We start from the raw sequence: 25,419 nt of genomic DNA, 5'->3' as shown, positions 1-25,419 counted from the left end.
AAGGAAAAGAGTGATGATATTGAATAGAAGAATCATAAGCCGGTTGGCCGCTGCGTCACTGGCGGTGTCGTTGCTCTCGGGGTGTACGTTCATCAACGACCCGGTAGCTCAGATGAAAACGCCGCGGTTGTCGGCGGACAAGGCATCATTGATGACTGCGATTACATCGATGATACCTTCGGGTTCTTCGCTGATCCGGCCAAAGAATGACGATGACAGTTCGATCCGTACAGAGGATTTGAACAAGGACGGGATCATGGAGACGATCGTTTTCTACGAGACACCGGGAGAGGCTGTGCAGATTCATGGCATGCTTCTGGAAAAGCAGGGAGATGCCTGGGTCAAGAAGCTGGTCTTTGACGGTGATGGTACAGTGCTTGAATCCCTGGATCTGAAGGATGTTACGAACGACGGGAAGCTGGATATCATTGCCGGATATTCTCGTGGTGAAGACAAGGGAATGGTAGTCTATAGTTATTCTAACGGTACGCTGGAAGAAGTGCTGCAGGTTCCTTATACCAAATATATTATAGATGATTTGAATCGCGACGGTATCCAGGACATTACCGTGGTTTCTTTCAAGCGCAATGAATATGCAACTATTACGACTTATCAATACGCCGATGGAGGCTTCAAAATTCTAGATAAGCTGGATAACATCGATCCGTATTTTAATAATTATTACAATATTGTCGCAGGTAAAGTAGCGGAGAACAAAGAAGGTATCGTACTGGATGCAGCCGTGGAGTCCAATTCCGCCTACACCTCTGTGGTAGTCATGGAGAACAACAAGCTTCGGGTAGTTGTGCCTGGGGATGATCGGACCCTGAAAGACCGAAAAATTGTTAGCGAGGACATCGATGGCGATGGTATTATTGAAATCGGTTTGCTGGAGAAACCTAAGGGCTGGGAGTATTTTGAACCCAACACGATACCGTATTTCAATTCCTATTATAAATGGGACGGCAAGGACGGCCTGACATTTGCCATGCAGCAGTATCGTGATCCCGCCGACCGTTTCTACATCAATTTTCCGCCGGAATGGCATGGAAACGTCACGGTGGATACGAAGTCTGTCTTGGATAAATACCTGAAGTTTATTCTGGCGGATACCGGTGAGACGGTTGCCGAAGTATCGTTCTTCTCTCCTCAGGAATGGGAGCAATTGAAGAGCAGCAACTGGGAGCTTTGGGCCCGCGACGGAAATACATTCATAGGTTACCGCGGCAAGCTGGATCAGAAGACCAACGGGGGAAGTAGCAACAAAATTACCACCCCGATCGAAAGGAAGGGAATAGATGAGTAAAGTGCTCATACTGGAGGACGAAGAGTCCATCCGCAGTTTTATTGTCATCAATTTGAAACGTAATGGGTTCGAGGTATTGGAGGCGGCGGACGGCAACGAAGCGCTGCACAAGCTGACTACGATTCCTGATATTGATATTGCGCTCCTGGATGTAATGGTTCCCGGCATTGATGGTTTTGAAGTGTGTCGACGCGTACGGGAGAGCAACGAGCGGCTAGGCATTATTTTCCTCACAGCCAAAGTTCAAGAGCAGGATAAGGTCTACGCATTGTCCGTAGGCGCTGACGATCATGTCAGCAAACCGTTCAGTCCCACGGAGCTGATTGCCCGCATTCAATCGCTGCTGCGCCGGGTTAACGTTCACCGAGAGCCCTCGGCCAAAGTCTCGTTCCAATCCGGGCATTTTACGTTGGATTTGATCTCCAAGCAATTCAAGCGTAGTGGGGAGCTCGTTGAATTGACTCCAACCGAGTTCTCGCTGGTGCAATTCTTCCTGGAAAAAGAAAACACCCCACTTAGCCGTGATCTGCTGCTCGATCATGTGTGGGGCAAGGAATATATGGGAGATCCCAAAATCGTGGACGTGAACATCCGCCGTCTGCGTCAAAAGATCGAGAATAATCCGTCTGAGCCTGAATATCTGCAAACGGTGTGGGGCCACGGCTACAAATGGAGAGGCCAAGGACAATGATTAAGAAGGGGATGCGCAGACAGATCGTACTGCATTACATTCTTGTAGTCTTCTTGGCGCTTCTCCTGGTGGAAGTGATTTTCCTGTTGGCTATTCGGACCTATTACTATGATAGCATTTATAATAAGATTGCTAATCAAATCAGCATGGCGGAGATCTACTTTCAGAAGTATCGGGTTAATGACACGGATACTACGATTCGCCTGAAGGATCTGCTGGACAGCTTCCCGTTGAATAACACAGAGCTTGAGGTGCTGACACTTAACGGTGATATTGTTACCAGTTCTACAGGCTTTCAGCCAGACCGGACAATCACCACCAGCGATGTCCCAGAAGCAGCAGGAGGGAGTATTGGCCGCTGGGTCGGCAGACAGCCAGGAACCAACGAGAGTGTTATGGCAGTTTCCAAAATGCTGCAAATTCATGGTCGTGATGCCTACATCCTGAGATACCTCACTTCGGTGGAGTCGGTTAACAGCGGACTGCTGAACCTTACCCTACTCACTGTAGGGATCGGCGCAGCCGTACTGGCTATTGTTGCGGTATTCAGCTTCGGACTTGCCAACTCCATCGTTAAGCCGCTTAATAACATTACAGCTGTATCCGCTCAAATGGCGAAAGGCAAATTCAATACCAGGATTAAGGGTAACTACAGGTACGAAATTGCGGAACTGGCCTCCACGCTCAATTATATGTCCCAGGAGATTGTGCGTAGCAATCAGATCAAGGATGACTTTATCTCGTCAATCTCTCATGAACTACGCACACCGCTCACCAGTATCAAGGGCTGGAGTGAGACGCTGGTGTCCGGTGGCTATGATCCGGAGGAGACGAAGCTTGGCATGAGCATCATCTCCAAGGAAAGCGATCGATTGATTGGGCTGGTGGAGGAGATTCTTGACTTCTCCAAGCTGCAGCAGAATGAAATGAAGCTGTCTATTGGCATTGTCGATATGAAGGTGCTGCTGCAGGAGACCATCCTGAATATCTGGGCGAAGGCAGAGAAGAAGAGAATCCATCTGGTTCTAGAATGCGACGAAGCTGTATTTGTAAAGGGTGACGGTAACCGACTGAAGCAGGTATTCCTGAATCTTGTGGATAATGCCGTGAAGTTCTCCCATGAGGATTCCAGCATTGTGTTGACTGTGCAGCATCTGTCTAATCAGGAAATCGCCATTATTGTGCGCGACAGCGGAATCGGGATCAGCGAAGCCCATTTGGCCAAGGTTAGAGACCGCTTTTTCCAGGTGGATGCACTCAATGGTGGAACTGGACTCGGGCTTGCCATCACCCAGCAGATTGTCGAGCTGCATAACGGCCGGATTGAAATGCATAGTGAACTGGGCAAAGGGACGCAGGTCACCGTTATTCTGCCGCTGGCTACAGAGCAAGCATTAGTCTAATACAATTCGATCGAGATTAGATAAATATCAGGATAGGGGAAATTGGACATGGCGATACCAGCTACAGGAGAGAATGGGGAGAACAAGGTCTCGCAAAATCCAATTCGCATCGAACGCGTGGGTGTGGACAGGACGGAGGATATTCTGCAGATGCTGAGGGCGGCCGCCCAATGGATGATCGATATCGGCATCCGCCAGTGGTCCCCGGATCAATTCACGGCTGAGGAGATCGCGGGTTATTTTGACGCGAGAGAAGTGTATTTGGCACTGGATGGGGAGGCTCCTGTAGGGCTGTTCACGCTCCAATTCAGCGATCCCCAATATTGGGGGAACAAAAATGATGATGGCTTTGCTTACCTGCACCGTCTTACCGTGGCTGGGAGTTATCGGGGTAGCGGTCTTGGACAGCAAATGATTATGTTCGCCGCCAAACAAGCGCTGAAGCTGGACCGTAAGGGACTTAGACTGGATACGGTATCACACAATGTCAAGCTGAATCGTTATTATCAGAGCCTGGGTTTCCGTTATCAGGGCACGAATGATGCGGGGGGCGGACGTCTTGTGAATCTGTATCAGTACCATGAGAACAGTGAAGACCGGGACGATATTCTGCTTCGCTATTTCTCGGAGGCTGACTTCCCGCTGCTGCAGAGCTGGAGTCAATCGCCGGATTTTCTGAAGCAATGGGCAGGACCTTCACTGACGTATCCTCTGGACAACGAACAGCTGCACAAATATATGAAGGATACCAATCATCCGGCACAATCGTCGCTACTGATTTATAGTGCTGTGCACAGGGCTACCGGAACAGTGGTTGGACACGTCAGTCTGAGCCAGATTAATCGGGAGGACAGCAATGCTCGGATTAGCCGACTAGTGGTTGATCCGCAGTTCAGGGGTCGGGGAATTGGGACGCGTATGCTGGAGGAGACCCTGCGGATTGGCTTTGTAGGACTTGGGCTGCATCGGCTTTCGCTAGGTGTATTTGACTTTAATACCGGGGCTCGCAAGTCTTATGAAGCGGCAGGCTTTGTCCATGAAGGGACACAGCGCGAAGCAGCCTTGATCGCTGGACGGTATGCAGATTGCCTGGAAATGAGCCTTCTTAACCGGGAGTGGCAGGAGCGTTCACGTTAAATTTAGTATATCTTGCATGCAAAGCTGCTTTTGGCGCGGAGTGTCCGTGCTGAAGGCGGCTTTTTTAATATTGTCGGGGTACAGAGCAGCTGGCCAGGTGACAAATCCGTCGAATAATTCAACTTCACTCGATAGGGCATGGGAATAACGGGAATAACTCCTGTTGTTTTTATTGAATTCTCTTCTTTTCTGAAGAAAACTGGAAATTATCCTGTTAAGTTACCTCGTGACTACCCATTTACGGATAATGGAGGTTTTTAACTGGAGAAATTCCCGTTATTTGTGACAGATAAGGTGAAAGGAGAGCATTAACGGTATATTTTCCTGTTATCCAACTTCTTAGGCTCGAACGTGGGCTCGGCGTACGGGAGCAATTGTCTATTGTCGCTGACTTGGATGTTGTGAAATAGTGGTTGGTTATAAAAAGTTGGCTAAACGCTCATTAGAGTGGAGGGTTAGATCACAAAGCACATCAAAAAACGCGCAGCTCTTTAATGAAGAGGAAGCGCGTTTTATAGTTGTTATAGGAAAATATACTATTTTGAGCTACCGTTTAATGCAATTCTACAGCCTTGAACCAGACAACGAACACAAAATGTTGATCTGATCAAAAGTAATGATCTGGTAAAAGTGTTGATCTGGTATGCCGGACTTAGGAAGGAAGCCCTTCAGCGGTCCGAAGACGGCCGGTCTTCTCATAGACATCCTGGAGCAGGCGTGAGGGCTGGGTACGAATCACCGGCTTCGCAGCGACGATCTCATGTGGTCCGACGACAACGATGTTATCTGTACTACCTTTGATGATGGCCCCGTCCTTGATGACAGCACCTTCGCCGATAATCGCGTTCTCAATATGCACTCCACGTCCAATGCGGGCACCAGGCATGACTACACTTTGCTTGATGACCGATGTTTTGCCGATCTCAACGCCTCCGAAGACGACTGAGCGTTGCAGACTGCCTTCCTGTGTGCAGTAGTCGTTCACTAGGCAGTCGGCCGCTGACATTTGGCTACGTGGCTTGTGAACGGAGATCTTGGCGCGGCGGGCTCGACTGTACATCGGCCACACTTCATTTTCAAGATTCCAACCATTGTCTGCTGTCAAGAGGTCCATATGCGCTTCCCAGAGACTGTCCACAGTACCTACATCTCTCCAGTATCCTTGAAAGCGATAAGCGAACAGGTCATCATTGGTATCAAGCATGCTTGGGATGACATCCTTGCCGAAGTCATGGCTGGAGTCAGTATTGGCCGCATCACGTAGCAAATGCTCTTTCAGATAGTCCCAGCGGAAGAGGTAAATGCCCATCGAAGCAAGATTGCTTTGTGGCACTTTGGGTTTTTCGACGAATTCAGAAATCTTCAGCGCTTCGTTCACGTTCATTACACCAAAGCGGCTGGCTTCCTCCCAAGGCACCTCCATCACAGAGATGGTGGCTTTGGCCTCTTTGCCTAAATGGTATTCCAGCATTTTCTGATAATCCATGTGGTAAATATGATCAGCGGAGAGAATCAGCACATTCTCCGGGTTCTGATTGTCAATAAAATCAATGTTCTTATAAATAGCATCGGCTGTTCCTGAATAAAGGTCTCTGCCTTCAGTGCCGGAAGGGAGTAAAGTCACACCTTTGCCATTCTTTGTATGGAGCCCCCAAGGCTCACCTTCCCCAATATGACTGTGCAGTGACTCTGCTTCATATTGCGTAAGTACGCCTACAGTGTCAATATTGGAATTGACACAATTGCTGAGGGGAAAATCAATGATTCTATACTGTCCGCCGAAAGGGACAGCCGGTTTAGCCATACTGGACGTCAGGGGTGCCAATCTCCGTCCTTCCCCACCGGCCAATAACATGGCGATACATTCTTTTTTACTCATTTGTTATCCCTCCCATATTTTTGTCAATGCTTGTAATATACACTGCCGATCCCGTCTTGAAACGACATAGGTGAAGTATATTGCTGTGAAACTGTAAAAATTACATGAATTATTTTCTTTATCCATAAAAAATTTCTTTTCAAATCAAATCATTTTCAAATGGATAATTTTCGGGTAATGTTATAGGTGCATCCTATTTATAAAGGTGGTGATGAATTGGCTGAGACACCAAGAACAGAAACCCTCCCGTCAACGGATGATATCGATATTTATTTGTTTCATGAGGGCACGCACTATCACAGCTATAACATCCTGGGTGCGCACATTGCCGCTTGGGAAGGGACTTCCGGTGTGCGCTTTACCGTGTGGGCTCCTCATGCGACATATGTAGGTCTGGCCGGCGATCACAATGGCTGGGACGGAACGCAGGACATGGACACGTTATATAAGATACCCGATTCGGGATTTTGGAGTCGGTTTTTCCCGGGGATGAAGCTGGGAATGTTATACAAATATAGAATTATTGCCGCTGATGGTACAAGCTTCCTCAAAGCCGACCCTTATGCGTTCAAGGCCGAAGTTCGTCCGGCAACGGCTTCGGTTGTGACTGATCTCGGGGGCTATCGCTGGGGTGATGCATCCTGGCGGCGCAAGAACAAGACTCCGTACAACAAACCCCTCAATATTTATGAAATGCATCTAGGCACATGGCGACAGAAAGAAGACGGGCAATTCTACACTTACAAAGAACTTGTTGATCAATTGATACCGTATCTGGTGGAAATGAGCTATACCCATGTGGAATTTATGCCGCTGGCAGAGCATCCGTATGACTTGTCCTGGGGCTATCAGGGGACAGGCTATTTTGCAGCCACAAGTCGATATGGCGAGCCACATGAGCTAATGTACCTGATCGACCATCTCCATCAAGCAGACATCGGTGTGATTCTGGATTGGGTGCCTGCCCACTTCGCCAAGGATGCCCATGGTCTGAGACGTTTTGACGGTTCTCCACTATATGAGTATACCGACCCGCTGTTGGCCGAAAAGCCGGGCTGGGGAACACTTTCCTTTGACTTCAGCAAGCCTGAAATTTCTTCGTTCCTGATCTCCAATGCGCTGTTCTGGTTTGACCTATACCATATAGATGGGATGCGAGTGGATGCGGTAACCAGCATGCTGCGTCTTGATTTCGAGAAACAGCACCATCAATATCGCCCCAATGCTAATGGAGGGCTGGAGAATCTGGAAGCTATATCCTTTCTACAGCGCCTGAACAAAGCAATTTTCCAGCATTACCCCCATGCCTTAATGATGGCCGAAGAATCCAGTGCCTGGCCGGGTGTGACTGCACCTGCTCATGAGGGAGGACTTGGCTTCAATTACAAGTGGAACATGGGTTGGATGAATGACACCCTTGGATACATAGAACATGACTTCGGGGCACGGCCCTACCATCATAATTTGCTTACCTTCCCGATCTGTTATGCGTATTCTGAGAACTACACCTTGCCCCTATCACATGATGAGGTCGTGCATGGTAAGAAATCGCTGCTGGACAAGATGCCTGGGTCTTATGAGCAGAAATTTGCCGGTCTTCGGCAGCTGCTCGGTTACCAAATTACTCATCCTGGCAAAAAGCTGTTATTTATGGGTGGTGAATTCGGACAATTCATCGAATGGAAGGATCAGGAGCAGCTTGATTGGTTGTTGCTCGATTATGAGCGTCATCGCCAGATGTTGGCCTACACCGCAGCTCTGAACAAGCTGTATCGGAGTGAAAAAGCATTATGGGAGCAGGACCATACCATAGAGGGATACCAGTGGATCGATGCCGATGACAATGGTCAGAGTGTCATTTCTTACATTCGCCGGGGCAAACGTCCTGTCGACACGCTCCTCATTATCATTAATTTTCAGCCGGTGGAACGCAGCATGTACCGTATTGGAGTACCGCGTGCGGGAGTATACGAGGAAGTATTCAGTTCGGATTCTCCGTCTTATGGCGGCTCCGGTATCCTTAATGCACCCTTGAAGAGCAGCAAGCTGAAGTGGCACAATCAGACCAACAGTATTGAACTGGTTCTTCCGCCGCTGAGCTTTGTGGTACTGAAGAAGGCACCTCGTGCAACTAAGAAGATCGAAACGTCCGAGTGACCGTGAACAAATACAGAAGCCGAAGGGGGAAATAAACATGAAGGTTTTATTTGCCGCAGCCGAAGCGCATCCGTTTATCAAAACGGGCGGTCTGGCCGATGTTATTGGTGCTCTGCCCAAAGCACTGAAGGGTGCAGGGGTAGATGTCAGAGTCATTATGCCAAAGTATCGCGGAATTCCTGAAAAATTCACTTCACAGCTACAACCCGTTACCGTAGTTAACGTTCCGGTCGGTTGGCGCAGCCAATATTGCGGCATTGAAAGACTCGTGCATGACGGGATCACGGTGTATTTTATCGACAATGAGTACTATTTCGGACGGGATGCCATTTACGGATATATGGACGATGGGGAGCGTTTTGCCTTTTTTAACCGGGCAGTGCTGGAATGCCTGCCGGCCATCGACTTTCAGCCAGATGTGCTGCATTGCCATGACTGGCATGCCGGGGTGATTCCGCTGCTATTGCAGGGGCATTATCGCCACAACCCTTTTTACAGTGAGATCCGCACGGTGTTCACGATCCACAACCTGCTGTACCAGGGAGTGTTTCCGTATGAGGTGCTCGGAGAGCTGCTTGGCCTGGACGACAATTATTTCCTCGGTGTGGAGTACTACGGCAACGTGAACTATATGAAGGGCGGCCTTGTATATAGTGACCATATTACTACCGTGAGTCCGACCTATGCCGAAGAAATCCGCACACCTTATTATGGTTATGGCCTGGACGGGTTATTGAATGAACGAGCAGGCCATTTGAGCGGTATTGTGAACGGAATTGACACCAAGAGCTACAACCCAGCGTCGGACCCTAATCTCTTTACCCGTTACCGCTCCAATCTGGCTAAGAAGACGGAGAATAAGGTAGGGCTACAGCAGGAGTTAGGACTACCCGTGAATCCGCAAGTTCCGATGGTTGCCATGGTTACGCGCCTCGTGGATTCCAAAGGCCTGGATCTCGTGACACGGGTGCTGGATGAGCTACTCTATACTGATGATTTGCAATTTGTCGTACTGGGGACGGGGGATGAGGCCTATGAGCGCTGGTTCCGCGAAGCGGCCTGGCGGTATCCTGACAAGTTGTCTTCACAGATTACGTTCAGCGAGGGTCTTTCCCGCAAAATATATGCTGCTAGCGATCTGTTCCTGATGCCCTCCAAGTTCGAACCATGCGGCATAAGCCAGCTGATTGCCCTCCGCTATGGCAGCATTCCGGTGGTGCGGGAGACGGGTGGACTGAATGATACCGTGCATTCCTATAACGAAGTGACAGGGGAAGGTAACGGGTTCACTTTCAAGGATTACAATGCGCATGATATGATGCACACCTTGCGCCGGGGGATCTCTACCTATAACCAACCTGAGCATTGGAAAAGAGTCACAAAGAACGCGTTCGCTGGCGATTACAGCTGGAACGTATCTGCACAGCAGTATATTGATATCTATAAGAGGATTACAGGATAGCCTCCAAGTAATTTTCCTGGTAGAACATAGATTTTAAACTCCAATAAACCGTTTCTTAAGATCAAGTGATCTCTAGGAGCGGTTTTTCACCAATTCGGGAGGCTTTTCACATTCTGAAAGTGTATTGAAGATTTAAAGGAATTAAATACGCAGTTTGGAAAAGCTATTAAGAACGGCCAGCCGTATCAGGCCATGGAGCTGGATGAACAGTTTCACAATCTCATTGTGGAAGCAGGAGATGAATTAATTTAACGAAAAAGGGTGAGAACATGACAAAAAGCAAAGATCTGAGAATACGCAGCAAAGTCATCAGCGAAGGTGTCAATCGTGTGCCGAACCGGGCGATGCTGCGGGCGGTAGGTTTTACAGATGAGGATTTCAAGAAACCGATGATCGGCATCGCCAGCACCTGGAGCGAAGTCACCCCGTGTAACATGCATATTGACCAACTGGCGGTTCAGGCTAAAAAAGGAGTGAAGGATAACGGCGGTGCACCGCTGATCTTCAACACCATAACGGTTGCAGATGGAATTGCAATGGGGCATGAGGGCATGTCTTTCTCTCTGCCTAGCCGGGAAGCCATAGCCGATTCCATCGAGATTGTTATGGGCGCGGAACGCCTGGATGCACTCGTCGCCGTGGGTGGCTGTGACAAGAACACGCCTGCCTGTCTAATGGCGATTGGTCGGCTGAATCTGCCCGCAGTCTACGTATACGGTGGAACGATACAACCGGGTACGCTTGATGGCAAGAAGGTGGACATCGTCACGGCCTTCGAAGCGGTCGGACAGTATCATGACGGCCGAATGACCGATAAGGAGCTGCACAAGATTGAATGTAGCGTCTGTCCGGGTCCAGGAGCCTGTGGCGGCATGTACACCGCTAATACCATGGCTTCCGCTGCCGAAGCATTGGGCATGAGCCTGCCGGGATCTTCCTCGACACCTGCGATTTCCCCGGATAAAGCAACGGAATGTGCCAAGGCTGGCAAACAGGTGCTGCATCTGCTGGAGAAGGAGATCTACCCGCGGGATATCATGACGAAAAAAGCTTTTGAGAACGCCATAACACTAGTCATGGCCCTTGGTGGTTCCACGAATGCTTTCCTGCATCTTATTGCGATTGCTCATTCGGTAGAGGTTGATTTGACCTATGATGATTTTGAGCGTATCCGCGTCAACGTTCCGCATATTGCTAATCTTAAGCCGAGCGGCAAATATGTGATGCAGGATTTGAATGATATCGGCGGCGTGTCCGGCGTCATGAAAGTGCTGCTGGATAGAGGATTGCTGCATGGGGATTGTCTGACTGTCACTGGCAAGACGCTGGCAGAGAATTTGGCTGAGGCTGCGCCGCTTCCGGAAGATCAGGATATAATCCGCCCCTTCGACCAGCCGCTCAAGCCTGACGGACCGCTGGTCGTGCTCCGGGGCAACTTGGCACCAGAAGGCGCGATCGCCAAGATGTCCGGGATGAAGAAGCTTCGCTTCACTGGCCCGGCAAAAGTGTATGACAGTGAATCTGAGGCTACGGATGCCATTTTGAACAATGAAATACGCGAAGGCGATGTTGTCGTTATCCGTTATTGTGGTCCCAAAGGCGGACCCGGTATGCCGGAGATGCTCTCGGTAACCGCTTTGATTGTTGGAAAAGGGTTTGGCGGCGATGTGGCGTTGATCACTGACGGTAGATTTTCCGGTGGTTCCCACGGCTTTGTCGTGGGCCATGTAGCCCCGGAAGCACAAGTTGGTGGACCAATCGCACTGCTGCAGACTAATGATCTGGTAACGATCGACAGCGAGGTTCAGGAGATCTCATTCGAGGTTACACCGGAAGAATTGGAGCGCAGGAGGGCGGCATGGAAGAAGCCAGCGCTTAAAGTCACAAGAGGCGCACTCGCCAAATATGCTCGTCTGGTCTCTTCAGCGGCGAAAGGTGCTGTAACAGATCTGCCGGAGGAATAATAGAAGCGGGCTGTCCCTGCCATAAATAATGGCACAAAGGACAGCCTGTTTTTTCAATCTAAATTACGAGACAGTATCCGGTAGCCGTATGGCTCCAGCCGAATATTCATGATCCCGTTCTGCGGAAAGACCGATTCTCCTGTCAGGGCGTCCTGCCAGTCGTCTGTCTCCATGGGATGACTCAACGTGCGCTGCTCCGGCATATTGTTCATCCAGATCGTGAAGTGCAGCTTATTATCAGCCCGTTCGTAGACGATACAGGCATCGTCCCTACTTGCATGCAGCAGGCGGAACCGCCCTTCGCGCAGCGCCTTATGTTCCTTACGGAGGGCAATCATCGTCCGGTAGAAATCATATAATTCCCGGTCCTGCTTTGCGGGGTCCCACTCCATGCATTTTCGGCAGTCCGGATCTTCGTAACCGCTAAGGCCAATCTCATCCCCATAAAAAATACAGGGCGTGCCCATGAATGTGAACAAGAAGACTACAGCGAGCTTCAGGCGGCGTTTATCTTCACCTACACAGGTCAGCAGGCGAGGGGTATCATGACTACCAAGAAGATTAAAGACGACCTCGTTCGTCTGCTGTGGATAGCGCATCAGCAGTCCACCGATTCGATGGCCGAACGTCACCCCATTCATGCCGCCGCCAAAGAACTCCAGCACCGTTCCCGAGAAGGGATAGTTCATGACCGAATCAAATTGATCGCCGAGCAGCCAGGTCAGTGAATCGCTCCACACCTCTCCGACAATATAGGCTTCGGGGTTGGCGTTCTTCACGACTTTACGAAAGTCCCGCCAGAAATGATGGTCCACCTCATTGGCAACATCCAGCCGCCAGCCATCGACTTGGATCTCCTTAATCCAGTATTCGGCAACCTCAAGCAGATAGGATCTGACCTCGGGATTAGCCGTGTTGAATTTGGGCATATTGCCAAAAAAACCGAAGGTGTCATAGGTGGGAATCCCATCGACAATCTCGGCTGGAAAAGAATTAATATGAAACCAGTGCCTGTACAGTGAGTATTCGCCTTTTTGTAGTACATCCTGAAAGGGAGGGAACTGATCGCTGCAATGATTGAAGACCGCATCTAACATGACGCGTATACCGCGTGAATGGCATTCTTGTACCACACGCTTCAGAGTAGCATTATCTCCAAAATGGGGGTCGACTTTTTTATAATCCACAATGTCATATTTATGGTTGGAGGGAGAGAGGAATAGCGGGGTAAAATAGATAGCATTAATGCCAAGGTCTTGAAGATCGTCCAGATGCTCCAGCACCCCTTGTAGATCTCCGCCAAAAAAATTGTCCAGCTTCGGTCGGCCACCCCATTCCTCCGTACCCTCAGGACTGATCGAAGGATTGCCGTTTGCGAACCGCTCCGTCATTATTTGATAGAAGACCGCATCCTTGGCCCATTCGGGTACCTTGAACACATCGATCTTGTGAATGTAGGAGAATTCATAATAATGATTCGGAGGGGTGGGATATTCGTGGCGAACGATGCCGTTGTCGAGCAAATAAATCACTTCGGAGCCAGAACTGATCCGTATCGTGTAACATAACCGCTTGTATTTGGGCCTGACGGCCGCCTCCCAATAGTCGAACATGTCGTCGGAAGCGGCTTTTTCCATCCGGACCTCATAATAAGTGTGTTTCCAGTCATATTTGTCGCCGGTCAGGGCTGTTACATAATCTACATCATTCCGTTTGGTGCGGACACGCAAGTGTATTGTTTCAGTATCGTAAGCGTAGGCCCACTTGTCGCGGGGAACATGGTACAAAGCTTCCAAAAGCATGACAGCACCTCCTAAATGAATAAGTTCGGAGCAAGGCTTATGCGCTTGGCATCAGTGTGTTTGCATGTTAATACCCTTTGAAAATGTGAAATGAATCAACTTCTTGATGGGCGTCCTGGATTCAAGTTAAGTATATACTTTTTATGTCAATACTGTGCAAAATGATTTTAATTTGCTGAAAATTACACATAATAATATGCATTTGTAGCAAAAATGTCTTTGCATATTCATACGAACTGATTTATAATAAATCGGTCTAATTAAACAGCGTGCGCTAAATACAGAAAAGGGAGATATAGAAATGAAAAAATGGGGTACACTCTCACTAACTTTGCTGCTTGCAGTAGGACTATTGACGGCCTGCGGTCAAAATAAGAATGGAAATGATTCCGCAGCCAGCGGCGAAGCCAACACTGGATCTGCTGCCAAAAAAACACTGACACTGGGTACCAGCGCGGATTTCCCTCCTTATGAATTCCACAAGGTAATTAACGGGAAAGACAGCATCGTTGGTTTTGACATCAACATTGCTCAAGACATTGCCGCCGACATGGGCGCAGAGCTTGTCATCAAAGATTTGCCCTTCGATTCCTTGCTGAATGAATTGTCGAGCGGAAGAATCGATATGGTCATCTCCGGTCTTAGTCCAACGGAAGAGCGTAAGAAAGCTGTGGATCTGTCCGATATCTACTACAAAGCCGAGCAATCCGTAGTTGTTCGCGAAGCGGACAAGGACAAGTTCTCCACGATGGACTCGCTTAAAGGAACGAAGATCGGTGTTCAGACTGGGTCGATCCAGGAAGAGCTTGCTAAAGGTATTGAAGGTGCACAATTGACTTCCCTTGGCAAAATCTCCGAGATCGTGTTGCAGCTGCAATCCAACCGCGTAGATGCTGCAATTATTGAAGGTCCTGTTGCGAAATCCTTTGTCAAGAACGTCAAAGGAATCGTGATCACAGATGCCAAACCAGAAGCTGAAGATGACGGCTATGTGGTAGGGATCAAGAAAGGCAACACGGAGCTTCTGGATCAAGTCAACAAGACACTGAGCCGACTGAATTCCGAAGGTAAGATTGATCAATACGTAACAGAAGCAAGCGAACTGGCTGAGAAGTAATTAATCTGTTATCAACTTGGAATGAACAGCTGTACTTACAGAAAATAGCGGTGCTTGTTCCGCTGTTTTCTATTTTTTTGGAGATTGGAGGTTGTGCAGGTATAATGAACATTTTTAATCTAGCTTATGATTACCGGAACTTTTTCCTGTCTGGTCTACAGTACACCCTGCTGCTGGCTGTGCTCGGCGTATTCTTCGGTTTTGTACTGGGGATTGCCATTGCGCTGCTTCGCATGTCCAAATTGGTTGTACTTAGATTTATTGCCACGGCATGGGTAGAGTTCCTACGGGGTACACCGATGCTGGTGCAGCTCTTCCTGATTCACTATGGTCTGGCCAGCTTTGGTATCGAGTTTAGCGCAGTACAATCGGGTGCGATTACACTTTCCATTAACAGCTCCGCATATCTGGCCGAGATTTTCCGGGCGGGGATTCAAGGGGTAGATCGGGGGCAAGTGGAGGCTGCTCGTTCACTCGGTATGAGACAGGCAATGACGATGCGCCATATCGTGCTGCCACAGGCTTTGAAAAGCGTACTGCCAGCCATCGGCAACGAATTTATTACGATTATCAAGGAATCCTCGATCGTTTCTTTTATCGGTGTGGCAGATCTTATGTTCCAATCCCGTGCGGTAACTACGATTACCTATGACGGGTTTACACCGTTAATTGTTGTTGCTGTAATGTACTTTGTGTTGACCTTTACTATGTCCAAACTGCTTGGCAGACTCGAAAGGAGGCTGAACACCGATGATCGCCGTTAAGAATCTGGAGAAGCATTACGGAAAATTGGAAATCCTGAAAGGCATTGATCTGGATATTCATAAAGGGGAGGTTGTCGTGGTGATCGGCCCCAGCGGTTCTGGCAAAAGTACCTTTTTGCGCTGTCTGAACCTGCTTGAGCAGCCAACCGGCGGTCAAATCACCTTCGAGGGTGAGTCCATTACCTCTCGCAATCATGATATCAACCTTACTCGTGAGAAGATGGGTATGGTGTTCCAGCAATTTAATCTGTTCCCGCATATGACTGTGCTTCAGAACATTACTCTGGCACCGATCAAGGTGAAGAAGCAGTCGCAGCAGGAAGCTGAGAAAATTGCGTTGAATCTCCTTCGTACCGTAGGCTTGGAGGATAAAAAGGATGCCTATCCGAATCAGTTGTCCGGAGGACAGAAGCAGCGGATCGCGATTGCTCGTGCCTTGGCCATGCAACCGCATGTGATGCTGTTTGATGAGCCAACCTCAGCGCTTGACCCCGAAATGGTCGGAGAGGTGCTTGAGGTCATGAAGAAGTTGGCTGAAGATGGCATGACCATGGTGATCGTGACGCATGAGATGGGCTTTGCCCGTGAAGTCGGAGACCGCATTCTGTTTATGGATGGGGGCTACATTGTTGAGCAGGGCACCCCTGCGGAAGTTTTCGGTAATCCCAAGCATGCGCGGACTCAGGATTTCCTGAGCAAAGTGCTGTAATGCATGACATATAAAACGGCCCCGGTGAATTACCGGCGGCCGTTTTGTTTTAAAGTTCATTTATGCGCCCAAACCATGTATAATAAGTGGTTAATGAACCTGAAAAGGAGTACATACATATGAAAGATGACCTCTGCCGGATCGGCATTATTGATATTGGCTCCAACTCCATTCGTCTGGTAATCTATGACACGACGCCGGCGGGAGGCTATAAGATCATAAAGGAATGCAAATACTCTGCCCGTCTGAGTGAGAAGATCACAAGAGACGGACGGTTGGATCGGAAGGATATGGAGACCGTTGTGCCGGTACTGCGCCAGTTCAAGGAGATCTGCGACGGATTTGGTGTGGAGAGGATCCGGGCAGGTGCGACAGCTGCCATTCGTAATGCTGCCAATTCAGCGGAAATTATATCCTTCCTATCAGAAGCTTCAGACATTCCGATTGAAATTATCAGTGGTCACCAGGAGGCCTATTTTGGATTCCTTGGGGTGATTAATGCGTTTAATGTTGACGATGGGTTTGTGATCGATATCGGGGGCGGCAGTACAGAGATCACGCTGTTTAGAGGCCGGCGGTATCAGCACAGCATTTCTTTCCCGTTCGGAGCTGTGAATACGAATATTATGTTCGGCCACGGCGGCAACTGGACTGCGGAGCAGGTTCATAAGCTTCAGGCTTACGTGCTGGGGCGTCTTGTGGAGCATGACTGGCTGACTGAAGGGGAAGGACTACCTCTGTTCGGACTGGGCGGTACACTACGGTCACTGGGCAAGCTGGATCAGAAGAAAAATGATTACTCGCTGCCGAATTCGCACGGATATACGATCTCATCCGAGACGATTGAGCAATTTGTGGCTACGCTACCGGCATTGCCGCTTGAGAAACGTAAAGATCTGGATGGCTTGTCCAAAAGCCGCGCCGATATCATTGTCTCCGGCTTGATTATTTTCCACACCGTATATAAGTATGTCGGTGCTGTGCAGGCTGTTATCAGCGGAGAAGGCTTGCGGGAAGGCATGCTGCATGATCTGCTGAAGCCGGAGCAGCCGGTGCGAGACAGTGCTTTGGAATTTAGTCTCGATACGATCATCCGCTTTGATATTCGCACCTCCAAGGCTCATCTGGATCATATATACAAACTGGCTAGCAACCTGTTGTCCATTCTGAAGATCGAAGGCGATACCCGGGAAATCGAGATGCTGGTCTACGTCTCCATTATGCTGCACCGAACGGGATCGAATATTAACTATTATCAGTCCAAGCGGCATACAAGATATTGGCTAATGAACTCGCCCATCCGCGGTCTCACGCATCGGCAGCTCATCCTCTGCGCCCTGATATCTTCGTATAGCACAAAAAGCCGGAAGCAGAAATTGTCCACTGAACACAAGGACATTTTACTGGCTTCCGACGAAGAGTGGATTCACAAGCTTGGAACGCTTGTTCAGCTGAGTATTGCACTGGACAGCACCGAGATTGGTGTTGTCAGGGGCCTGGAAGGCCATATGCAAGGCAATACCCTCCATATGAGCCTTCAGGGCAACTCAGACATTCTGATCGGTCTAGAAGATATTGAGAACGCTCTGAAAGCATTCAGGAACGTTTGGGGTTTGAAGGTAAAGCTCGACTTCCCTTCCAACGTGTAACATCCATAGCAGCAAACTGGCTCCGGAAAGGGGCCTTTTTGTCGTCTGCACGTTCATAATATCCATTAGGCTGGAGGAAACTTGATTTGGTGTTATCACTAAGTGTCAGCTCGAGAATCTTGATAATCTGCGCCCGAATGTTGCTGTCATGCACGGGGCACATCAGTTCGATTCGCCGGGTTAGATTTCGTGTCATCCAGTCTGCACTGGAAAGATAGACCTCTGGCTTGCCGCCGTTCTCAAAATAATAAATGCGTGAATGCTCCAGGAAGCGGTCCACGATGCTGCGCACTGTAATCCGTTCGCTTAATCCTTCAATCCCCGGCCGTAAGCAGCAGACCCCGCGTACAATGAGATCAATGGATACGCCGGCCTGGGCTGCAATGTAGAGATCGTCGATAACCTGCTGGTTGGACAGGGAGTTCATCTTGGCGATAATGCGGGCCGGACGTCCAGCTGCCGCATGCTCAGCCTCACGCTGCATCAGCTTCTGCAAGGACAGGCTCATGTTGGTTGGCGCGACGATGAACGAATTCCAGTCATGATTGGCAGAGTAGCCGGTCATTTGATTAAACAGCTCGGAAGCATCCAGACCAATGTCGGCATTCGCAGTGAACAAACTCAGGTCCGTGTAAGCCTTGGCGGTGCTGTCATTATAGTTCCCGGTGCCGACATGCACATACCGGCTCAGCTCTGTGCCTTCTTGGCGCACGATCAGCGTGATCTTGGCATGGGTCTTGAGCCCAACCAGGCCGTAGACGACATGGCACCCTGATTGCTCTAGCTTGCGCGCCCAGGCAATGTTGCGCTCCTCGTCAAAGCGGGCCTTCAGCTCAACGACGACAGTGACCTGCTTGCCCGACTCGGCGGCATGCGCCAGAGCAGCTATGAGTGGGGAATTGCCGCTGACCCGGTACAGTGTCATTTTGATGGCCATGACCTGCTCGTCTTCAGAGGCCTGAATAATAAAATCTGTCATCGCATCAAAAGATTCATACGGATGATATACCAGTACATCGCGCTCTTGCAGCACTTCGAAGAAGTCCTCGTTCTCTTCAAACTCCACCGGATATAGTGGCTCGACCGGAGGGTAGTTCAGATAACTGAAGCCCTTAAGGCTGCCTGCAAACTGGCGCAAGAATCCGAGATCCAGTGGACCGTCAATCTCGAACACGAAATCCTCGATTTCGAATTCAGCCTGTAGCTGCTCTAGCGCATAGGGGTGAATGCCTTTTTGCACTTCCAGACGGGCGGGTACGCCGCGTCTGCGTTTGCGCAGCTCCTTTTCAATTTCCTCCAGCAGGTCCTCAGCGCCTTCCTCGTCAATCGTAAGGTCCGAATTGCGCGTTAGACGGAACTCGCTGACCGAGACCGGCTCATAACCGCTGAACAGGGTCTGGATATGATGTCTGATGACATCCTCTATGAATACGAACTGCCGCTTCTTGCTATTAGAGCGATGGGGCAGAGGGATACATCTTGGCAGATTGGACGGAATTTGCAGGATTGCAAAATACGGCTCTTCCTCCAGAGCATTTTTACGGGAGAGAACCACCGCCAGATAGATGAATTGGCTATGTACCAGCGGAAATGGACGGCTCTGATCCACTGCCATCGGCGTAAGTACAGGATATATGATATCGCGATAATACTGCTCTATGGATTGTTCCTGGGCATGTGTCAGATCACTGTAATCTACGAATACAATGCCTTCCTTGTGCAGATTTCTGGAAATGTCACGGAATGTACGGTACTGGTCAGCAATGATTTTGGAGACCCGTTTGAAGAGACGTTTGTACAAGCCGGATGGAGTATAACCGGTGAAGTCTTTTTTCGTATATCCTGCACGGATCTGATCCTGGATGCCCGCTACACGCACGCTGATAAATTCATCCAGATTGCTGGATACAATAGCCAGAAATTTGGCCCGTTCCATCAAGGGGTTGTCCACATCTTGGGCCTCTTGCAGCACCCGGCGGTTAAATTCGACCCAACTGAGGTCCCGGTTGAGATAGGCAGTGGCAGGACTGCTGCTAAAGATATTCTTTTTCTCTTCTTCGATCATTTTACTCATGGCCCCTCCACGTCATTCTTTTTTCTTTCGTTACCGCTTTTGTAGCGGTGCAGCCGCAATTTTGGCTTTATCGTATATTTTACCATTTTACCCTTTGAAGAAGATAGATTTGTTAAATCTGTGTAAAATCTTTGGGTTAATTTGCTGAAAGTTTGCCGATGCAGGTCGGATAGTGGAATTAAAGTTAACATAATAAAGAATATGTAAACTACATTGTTTTCCAAATAAACTCTCATTTTTTCGTTAAAAAGAACAGTTCTTTCAAAATGGTAACAATTGCTTTGGCGCTGGTTACAAAATTGTGATATATTCGATTCTGTTAGTTTACAAAGAGCTGCATCTTGATGCCCTTAGTAATTCATACATAGCTCAGGGTAAAGACTTGCGCAGTGCGCCGTTACCGGCCGCCGTGCATTGTAAACCAAGGAGGAAGAAATGAAGATCAATTTCAAAATGATTAAAACCTTTGCTGCTCTTGTAGGAATCAGCGCTGCGCTGCAAGCCGTTCCTGTCCATGCTGACGGCATCCACACCGCCAAGGAAGGGAACACTTTCTATACGTTGTCCAAACAATACGGAGTTAGTGTAGACGCCCTAATGAAAGCTAATCCGCAGGTGTCTGCAACCAACATTTATGAAGGCTTGAAACTGAACATTCCTGGCCAGACGCCTAAGCTGGTAGCTCAAAGCGAATCTGCCAAAGCTGAAATTATTACTCCTAATCTTAACGTGCAACCAGAGACCAATACGGTTTCAGCATGGGGCAAAGTATTCAACTATGACCGGACACTGCAAGTTAAAGCTTCGGCTTACTCGTCAGCGAGCAGCGAGAACGGGAAATGGGGCGCGGTCGACTACCTTGGCAATCCGCTGAAGCTTGGAACGATTGCTGTCGATCCTTCCGTCATTCCAATCGGGACCAAAGTTTTGGTGACGGGTTATTCCCACCCTGGATTACCAAAGTCCGCTTTTGTTGCTACGGCTACTGATATGGGGAGTGCCATCAAGGGCAATCGGATTGATATTTTTATCCCGGGAAGCCCAAGCTTTGTAGCTGATTTTGGATATCAGTATGTACAATTATACGTGATTCAATAGTTGATTTAAAACATAGCATGAAACACAAACGGAGGATGACCGCTAAGCGCGGCGTCCTCCATTTTTGTTATTTGCTTTTCGAGATTTGCAACAGCTGGGGAACCGTTACAAAAGTGTAGCCCCGTTGTCGCAAGCTCGTAATCACCTCAGGTAGAGCCTGTATGCTTCCCCTCAAGTTGCTCCCATGTCCCCCTCCGCCATGTTGAAGCACGATCGCTCCCTTGCCGGCATGAGAAAGAATGTTGTTCTTGACCTGCTGCTTGGAGAGTCCTTTCCAGTCCAGCGAATCCACATTCCAGTTAACCAGCTTATAGCCGTGAGATTTCGCCCATTTAAGCTGCTGCTCATTGATATCTCCATAAGGGGGGCGAATGAGCCGAGGCTTATAGCCTGCGATAGCCTGCAAAATATTTTCCGTACGGACGATCTGTGACCGAAAATCATTCAGTCGTAGCTTCACGAACTGCGGATGATTATAAGAGTGGTTGCCGATGACATGTCCTTCCCTGATCATGCGGGCAACGAGTCCTGGATGTTTCTCTGCCCGGCTTCCTACAACAAAAAAGGTGGCCTTCACTTTGTATTTGCGGAGGACATCTAGCAATTGCGGCGTAAAGCGCGGATCGGGTACATCATCGAAGGTAAGGGCGATGATCTTCCGCCGCGGGCCGCTGGTCTTGATCGTCTCAGGATACTTGTGCAGCAGCTGGCTCAGTGTAAGCCCTTTGGAATCCTTTCGCGGCCGGGCCGCTTCTTTGGAAGAGGTTGTTTCAGCTGCTGGGCCGACGGGATTTCCAATGGAAGAAGAGGCCTCGGGATCATTGGAGCTAAACCACTGCACTGGGGTTTGATTAGCAATCGCTGAAGCTTTTAATGGTGCAGGGGGAGAAAGTAGCAGGGCACAGGTCGCCGCTGTCATGAGGGTCAGTCTCCAGCCCTTGGACAAGTAATTCATCCGAAAGCACCTCCTTTTTCGTCATGATCACGGCCATTATCTTCCTTTGTTATCCCCTAAAATGCCGGAATTTATGCTGTTCCCAGTGTCTCCGTGTCCTATATTTCTTCCAGCAGGCAATGCGTGTATACTTATGGAACGGGACATGGAAATGCCCGAATAGATAGGGATCATGGAAGGATGGAGACAAGTATGCCGAATTTATTCACCCCTTATGAATTGAAAGGACTATCACTGAAAAATCGGATTGTGATGCCTCCAATGTGCCAATATTCCGTGGACAAGCAGGATGGTATCCCTAATGACTGGCATTTTGTGCATTATGTCAGCCGTGCCGTGGGCGGTACAGGCTTTATTATTGTAGAAATGACGGGCGTTCACCCGGATGGCCGAATCACGAACAAAGACACCGGTATTTGGAATGACGAGCAGGTTGAAGCTTATCGCAAGCTCACAGATGCTGTGCATGCTCAGGGCGCCAAAATTGCGATTCAACTTGGGCATGCCGGACGCAAGGCATTGGATGCAGAACCGCCGGTTGCACCGTCTGCGATACCTTTTGACAGTCGTTCCAAGACTCCCAAGGCTTTAACGCGCGAAGAGATTGCCGAACTGGTGACAGCTTATCGCGAAGCTGCGCGTAGAGCGGTGGAAGCGGGATTTGACAGCGTGGAGATTCATGGTGCGCACGGATACCTGATCCATCAGTTCCATTCCCCGCTGACGAATGTCAGAGAAGATGAATATGGCAAGGATCTTAGCTTGTTTGGTGAGCAGGTAGTCAGAGCAGTTAAAGAAGTGCTCCCTGCGGACATGCCTATCATCATGAGGGTTTCCGCCAAGGAATATGTAGACGGGGGATATGACCGTGAGTATGCGCTAGAATTCTGCACCCGCTATCGCGATGCCGGGGTAGATCTGTTTCATATCTCGACTGGCGGGGAAGGTCCAATCGGCTCGAACGGCGGGCCAAATGCGGGTTCAGCATATCAGGTCGATCTGGCCGAGTACATACGGACCGGACTGCAAGTACCTGTTATTGCGGTAGGACGCTTGGAATCCTATGCGGATGCACAGGCTGTGGTAACAGAAGAACGGGCGGATCTGGCCGCGGTTGGTCGTGGCATGCTGAGTGATCCTTATTGGGCGCTGCATGCACAGGAAGCGCTGGAAGGCGTAAATCAGGTGCCTAAAGCTTATGAGCGCGGGCTCTGGAACAGAAAATAGATTATTATATAAGAAGAACAATAGAAAGTAACAGTAAGCGAGAAGGAACGAAGGGGGAAGTTTGGAACTGTAGGAGCGATAGCGACCGCCTGAAAGCTTTCCGCAGGAAAGCTCGCATCGGAAGCACATGCTGTTCCCAGATTTCAACCGCTAGAAGCGGTTATAAATAAGAAATCTGGGAACAACAGCGGCCGGAAGTCCAAACATTCCACCGTAGTGACGACCGAGCCTAGCGTTCGAATCATAAGTTCTTCTTATCTAGTGTGAATATTGTCACAGATTTCAAGCTCCTTCTAAGGCAATCTTTAATAAGATTAAATTTGAAGGAGCTTGATAACGTGGCGACAGTTATAAGTAACGAACGGCTGGCAGATGGAGTATTCCATCTTAGGGTGGAGGGTAATCACGGCGGACAAATGGGTCAATTCTACATGCTGCGGGCATGGGGAGCCTATCCGCTGCTGTCCAGACCGCTTAGCATACATCAGGTGAACGATAATGGGGTTGAATTTCTGTATCATGTGGTTGGCGAAGGTACAGAAATTATGGCTGGATTGAATCCAGGTGACACGGTAAATCTGGAAGGGCCGTTTGGCAACGGATTTCCGCATGTGTCCGGGAAAGTAGCACTCGTAGGCGGGGGGATTGGCATTGCCCCGCTTTTTTATTGCGCTGAGAAGCTGCCAGACAGTGACGTTTACTTGGGCTTCAGCAGGGAAGCCTTCCGCACGGATGCCTTTTCTTCCCGTGCCGCATCCTTGACGGTGGATGTGGGCGGACGGATTCTCGACAGTGTTGATTTTACTGCGTATGACCATATCTTCGTATGTGGACCACATCCCATGCTCAAAGCAGCTCAGCAGAAAGGCCAGGCTGCTGTCGAAGCTGGAAGCAGTACCCGGGTGTATCTGTCGCTGGAGAACCGGATGGCCTGTGGCATTGGCGCCTGCCTGGTCTGCAGCGTGTCCTGTCGTGACGGACAGCGCAAACCCTGCGCCGATGGGCCTGTTTTTCTGGCGGAAGAGGTGATTTTCCATGATTAATCTGAGCGCTAAGATTGGCAATGTACATTTCAAGAATCCGCTTGTTATGGCCTCCGGCACCTTTGGCTTTGGACATGAATATGGCAAGCTATATGATGTATCCGCACTCGGAGGAATCTCCGGCAAAGGCCTGACACTGAATCCCAAGGCGGGTAACCCTGGGATTCGCGTATACGAGACAGCTTCCGGTATGCTCAACAGTGTTGGACTGGAGAATCCCGGAGTTGAAGCATTCCTCGCCAAGGAATGTCCTTATTGGGAGAACCTTGATACGGTCCGTATCGTCAATCTGGGTGGGGGGACGCTTGAGGATTATGTGCGCGGTGCGGAACTGATCCAGCAGGACGCAGATGCCCGTCAGCGCGCAGGAACAACGGCTGTAGACATGATCGAGCTGAACATCTCTTGTCCGAACGTTAAGGAGGGCGGGATCGCTTTTGGCATCAAAACACCGGCCGCGCAAGAAGTGGTCAGAGCCGTGCGGCGGGCCACACAGCTTCCGCTCGCGGTGAAGCTGTCGCCCCAGGCGGAAGATATCGCCGTGATGGCACAAATGTGCGAGGCGGAAGGAGCGGACGCAATCTCGCTCATCAATACGATTTCCGGGATGAAAATTGATGTCCGTAAGCGTAGCAGTGTGTTTAACAACCTGTACGCCGGATTATCCGGTCCGGCTATTAAGCCTATCGCCCTGCGGATGGTGCATCAAGTGGCCAAGAGCGTGAACATTCCGGTCATGGGCATGGGCGGAATCACCTCAGCCACCGATATAATTGAATTTATTATGGCTGGTGCAACGGTGGTTCAGGTGGGTACTTACAATTTCATGAACCTGCGGGCCGGCAGCACATTGGTAGACGAATTGCGGAAGTTTATGGAAGAAGAAAAGATCAGTTCTTTGGACGAAATTCGCGGAATTATATAAAATATAGGTGCAGCCCCCGTTTTCTGCGGGGGCTGTTCTCCAAATTCAGTCCTGTTT

General features: G+C 49.4%; 19 protein-coding genes and 1 pseudogene. 16 read left to right on the top strand and 4 right to left on the bottom strand.

Features of this window, described 5'->3' with window-relative positions; all coding sequences use genetic code 11:
• Positions 1-13: 13 nt before the first annotated feature.
• The 4 genes from AC3Y23_RS23840 to AC3Y23_RS23825 are packed head-to-tail and all read left to right on the top strand — an operon-like array spanning position 14 to position 4,537.
• Entirely contained in the window at positions 14-1,306 is a 1,293-nt protein-coding gene (locus tag AC3Y23_RS23840; protein WP_379203766.1) for a hypothetical protein, read from the top strand.
• The gene (locus AC3Y23_RS23835) at positions 1,299-1,997 is read left to right on the top strand and encodes a response regulator transcription factor (RefSeq protein WP_379203764.1); all 699 of its coding nucleotides are present in this window, start codon (positions 1,299-1,301) and stop codon (positions 1,995-1,997) included. Before AC3Y23_RS23840 ends, AC3Y23_RS23835 begins: the two co-directional genes overlap by 8 nt.
• On the top strand, positions 1,994-3,400 hold the full coding sequence (locus AC3Y23_RS23830; RefSeq protein ID WP_379203762.1) for a sensor histidine kinase: 1,407 nt from the start codon (positions 1,994-1,996) through the stop codon (positions 3,398-3,400). The genes AC3Y23_RS23835 and AC3Y23_RS23830 overlap by 4 nt, the downstream gene beginning before the upstream one ends.
• 48 nt (positions 3,401-3,448) lie before the next feature.
• A complete protein-coding gene (locus tag AC3Y23_RS23825) occupies positions 3,449-4,537 on the top strand; it encodes a GNAT family N-acetyltransferase (RefSeq protein WP_379203760.1) in 1,089 nt (362 codons plus the stop codon).
• A gap of 652 nt (positions 4,538-5,189) precedes the next feature.
• Here the strand turns inward: AC3Y23_RS23825 and AC3Y23_RS23820 are convergent.
• Positions 5,190-6,416, bottom strand: coding sequence for a glucose-1-phosphate adenylyltransferase (locus tag AC3Y23_RS23820; RefSeq protein ID WP_379203758.1), 1,227 nt, complete (start codon positions 6,414-6,416; stop codon positions 5,190-5,192).
• Between the two features lie 216 nt (positions 6,417-6,632).
• Here AC3Y23_RS23820 and glgB point away from each other — a divergent pair, with 216 nt between their 5' ends.
• The 4 genes and pseudogenes from glgB to ilvD all read left to right on the top strand — a co-directional run bounded on the left by glgB (position 6,633) and on the right by ilvD (position 11,999).
• Positions 6,633-8,573, top strand: a complete 1,941-nt coding sequence (gene glgB / locus AC3Y23_RS23815) for a 1,4-alpha-glucan branching protein GlgB (RefSeq protein ID WP_379203756.1) — start codon at positions 6,633-6,635, stop codon at positions 8,571-8,573.
• Positions 8,574-8,610: 37 nt separating this feature from the next.
• Positions 8,611-10,035 (top strand): glycogen synthase GlgA, encoded by a 1,425-nt coding sequence (glgA, locus tag AC3Y23_RS23810; protein WP_379203754.1) that lies wholly within the window; start codon positions 8,611-8,613, stop codon positions 10,033-10,035.
• A gap of 153 nt (positions 10,036-10,188) precedes the next feature.
• A pseudogene (locus AC3Y23_RS23805) lies at positions 10,189-10,275 on the top strand (GntR family transcriptional regulator); the annotation flags it as partial.
• A gap of 29 nt (positions 10,276-10,304) precedes the next feature.
• Positions 10,305-11,999, top strand: coding sequence for a dihydroxy-acid dehydratase (gene ilvD / locus AC3Y23_RS23800; protein WP_379203752.1), 1,695 nt, complete (start codon positions 10,305-10,307; stop codon positions 11,997-11,999).
• A gap of 53 nt (positions 12,000-12,052) precedes the next feature.
• On the opposite strand, the gene AC3Y23_RS23795 is transcribed toward ilvD, so the two are convergent.
• A complete protein-coding gene (locus AC3Y23_RS23795; RefSeq protein WP_379203750.1) occupies positions 12,053-13,801 on the bottom strand; it encodes an alpha-glycosidase in 1,749 nt (582 codons plus the stop codon).
• A 301-nt stretch (positions 13,802-14,102) separates the two neighbouring features.
• Here AC3Y23_RS23795 and AC3Y23_RS23790 point away from each other — a divergent pair, with 301 nt between their 5' ends.
• From AC3Y23_RS23790 to AC3Y23_RS23775, 4 genes are all read left to right on the top strand, one after another.
• Positions 14,103-14,918 (top strand): transporter substrate-binding domain-containing protein, encoded by an 816-nt coding sequence (locus AC3Y23_RS23790; protein ID WP_379203748.1) that lies wholly within the window; start codon positions 14,103-14,105, stop codon positions 14,916-14,918.
• Between the two features lie 104 nt (positions 14,919-15,022).
• Positions 15,023-15,682 carry an amino acid ABC transporter permease gene (locus AC3Y23_RS23785; protein ID WP_066361493.1) on the top strand — a complete coding sequence of 220 codons (660 nt, stop codon included), beginning with the start codon at positions 15,023-15,025 and terminating at the stop codon, positions 15,680-15,682.
• Positions 15,669-16,391 (top strand): amino acid ABC transporter ATP-binding protein, encoded by a 723-nt coding sequence (locus AC3Y23_RS23780; protein ID WP_379203746.1) that lies wholly within the window; start codon positions 15,669-15,671, stop codon positions 16,389-16,391. Before AC3Y23_RS23785 ends, AC3Y23_RS23780 begins: the two co-directional genes overlap by 14 nt.
• A 119-nt stretch (positions 16,392-16,510) precedes the next feature.
• The gene (locus tag AC3Y23_RS23775) at positions 16,511-18,040 is read left to right on the top strand and encodes a Ppx/GppA phosphatase family protein (protein ID WP_379203744.1); all 1,530 of its coding nucleotides are present in this window, start codon (positions 16,511-16,513) and stop codon (positions 18,038-18,040) included.
• Here the strand turns inward: AC3Y23_RS23775 and ppk1 are convergent.
• The gene (gene ppk1 / locus AC3Y23_RS23770; RefSeq protein WP_379203973.1) at positions 17,988-20,105 is read right to left on the bottom strand and encodes a polyphosphate kinase 1; all 2,118 of its coding nucleotides are present in this window, start codon (positions 20,103-20,105) and stop codon (positions 17,988-17,990) included. The two genes, AC3Y23_RS23775 and ppk1, sit on opposite strands and share 53 nt — an antisense overlap.
• A gap of 444 nt (positions 20,106-20,549) precedes the next feature.
• Here ppk1 and AC3Y23_RS23765 point away from each other — a divergent pair, with 444 nt between their 5' ends.
• Positions 20,550-21,212 (top strand): 3D domain-containing protein, encoded by a 663-nt coding sequence (locus AC3Y23_RS23765; protein ID WP_379203742.1) that lies wholly within the window; start codon positions 20,550-20,552, stop codon positions 21,210-21,212.
• Positions 21,213-21,279: 67 nt separating this feature from the next.
• Here the strand turns inward: AC3Y23_RS23765 and AC3Y23_RS23760 are convergent, their stop codons facing one another.
• Positions 21,280-22,167 carry a polysaccharide deacetylase family protein gene (locus AC3Y23_RS23760; protein WP_379203740.1) on the bottom strand — a complete coding sequence of 296 codons (888 nt, stop codon included), beginning with the start codon at positions 22,165-22,167 and terminating at the stop codon, positions 21,280-21,282.
• Positions 22,168-22,359: 192 nt separating this feature from the next.
• Between AC3Y23_RS23760 and AC3Y23_RS23755 the strand changes: the two genes are divergently transcribed.
• The 3 genes from AC3Y23_RS23755 to AC3Y23_RS23745 all read left to right on the top strand — a co-directional run bounded on the left by AC3Y23_RS23755 (position 22,360) and on the right by AC3Y23_RS23745 (position 25,362).
• Positions 22,360-23,394, top strand: a complete 1,035-nt coding sequence (locus AC3Y23_RS23755; protein ID WP_379203739.1) for an NADH:flavin oxidoreductase/NADH oxidase — start codon at positions 22,360-22,362, stop codon at positions 23,392-23,394.
• A gap of 338 nt (positions 23,395-23,732) precedes the next feature.
• Positions 23,733-24,437: a dihydroorotate dehydrogenase electron transfer subunit gene (locus AC3Y23_RS23750; RefSeq protein WP_379203738.1), complete on the top strand. Its 705-nt coding sequence runs from the start codon at positions 23,733-23,735 to the stop codon at positions 24,435-24,437.
• Positions 24,430-25,362 carry a dihydroorotate dehydrogenase gene (locus AC3Y23_RS23745; RefSeq protein ID WP_379203736.1) on the top strand — a complete coding sequence of 311 codons (933 nt, stop codon included), beginning with the start codon at positions 24,430-24,432 and terminating at the stop codon, positions 25,360-25,362. The genes AC3Y23_RS23750 and AC3Y23_RS23745 overlap by 8 nt, the downstream gene beginning before the upstream one ends.
• The last annotated feature ends 57 nt before the right edge of the window (positions 25,363-25,419 follow it).

Source organism: Paenibacillus sp. MAHUQ-45, from assembly GCF_058133325.1.
This window is presented reverse-complemented; position numbering and strand designations above follow the sequence as displayed.

Bases quoted from the DNA above. Each gene is read 5' to 3' on its own strand.
- AC3Y23_RS23840 (WP_379203766.1), top strand. From the start codon at position 14: ATGATATTGAATAGAAGAATCATAAGCCGGTTGGCCGCTGCGTCACTG.
- AC3Y23_RS23835 (WP_379203764.1), top strand. From the start codon at position 1,299: ATGAGTAAAGTGCTCATACTGGAGGACGAAGAGTCCATCCGCAGTTTT.
- AC3Y23_RS23830 (WP_379203762.1), top strand. From the start codon at position 1,994: ATGATTAAGAAGGGGATGCGCAGACAGATCGTACTGCATTACATTCTT.
- AC3Y23_RS23825 (WP_379203760.1), top strand. From the start codon at position 3,449: ATGGCGATACCAGCTACAGGAGAGAATGGGGAGAACAAGGTCTCGCAA.
- AC3Y23_RS23820 (WP_379203758.1), bottom strand. From the start codon at position 6,416: ATGAGTAAAAAAGAATGTATCGCCATGTTATTGGCCGGTGGGGAAGGA.
- glgA (WP_379203754.1), top strand. From the start codon at position 8,611: ATGAAGGTTTTATTTGCCGCAGCCGAAGCGCATCCGTTTATCAAAACG.
- ilvD (WP_379203752.1), top strand. From the start codon at position 10,305: ATGACAAAAAGCAAAGATCTGAGAATACGCAGCAAAGTCATCAGCGAA.
- AC3Y23_RS23795 (WP_379203750.1), bottom strand. From the start codon at position 13,801: ATGCTTTTGGAAGCTTTGTACCATGTTCCCCGCGACAAGTGGGCCTAC.
- AC3Y23_RS23790 (WP_379203748.1), top strand. From the start codon at position 14,103: ATGAAAAAATGGGGTACACTCTCACTAACTTTGCTGCTTGCAGTAGGA.
- AC3Y23_RS23785 (WP_066361493.1), top strand. From the start codon at position 15,023: ATGAACATTTTTAATCTAGCTTATGATTACCGGAACTTTTTCCTGTCT.
- AC3Y23_RS23780 (WP_379203746.1), top strand. From the start codon at position 15,669: ATGATCGCCGTTAAGAATCTGGAGAAGCATTACGGAAAATTGGAAATC.
- AC3Y23_RS23775 (WP_379203744.1), top strand. From the start codon at position 16,511: ATGAAAGATGACCTCTGCCGGATCGGCATTATTGATATTGGCTCCAAC.
- ppk1 (WP_379203973.1), bottom strand. From the start codon at position 20,105: ATGATCGAAGAAGAGAAAAAGAATATCTTTAGCAGCAGTCCTGCCACT.
- AC3Y23_RS23765 (WP_379203742.1), top strand. From the start codon at position 20,550: ATGAAGATCAATTTCAAAATGATTAAAACCTTTGCTGCTCTTGTAGGA.
- AC3Y23_RS23760 (WP_379203740.1), bottom strand. From the start codon at position 22,167: ATGAATTACTTGTCCAAGGGCTGGAGACTGACCCTCATGACAGCGGCG.
- AC3Y23_RS23755 (WP_379203739.1), top strand. From the start codon at position 22,360: ATGCCGAATTTATTCACCCCTTATGAATTGAAAGGACTATCACTGAAA.
- AC3Y23_RS23745 (WP_379203736.1), top strand. From the start codon at position 24,430: ATGATTAATCTGAGCGCTAAGATTGGCAATGTACATTTCAAGAATCCG.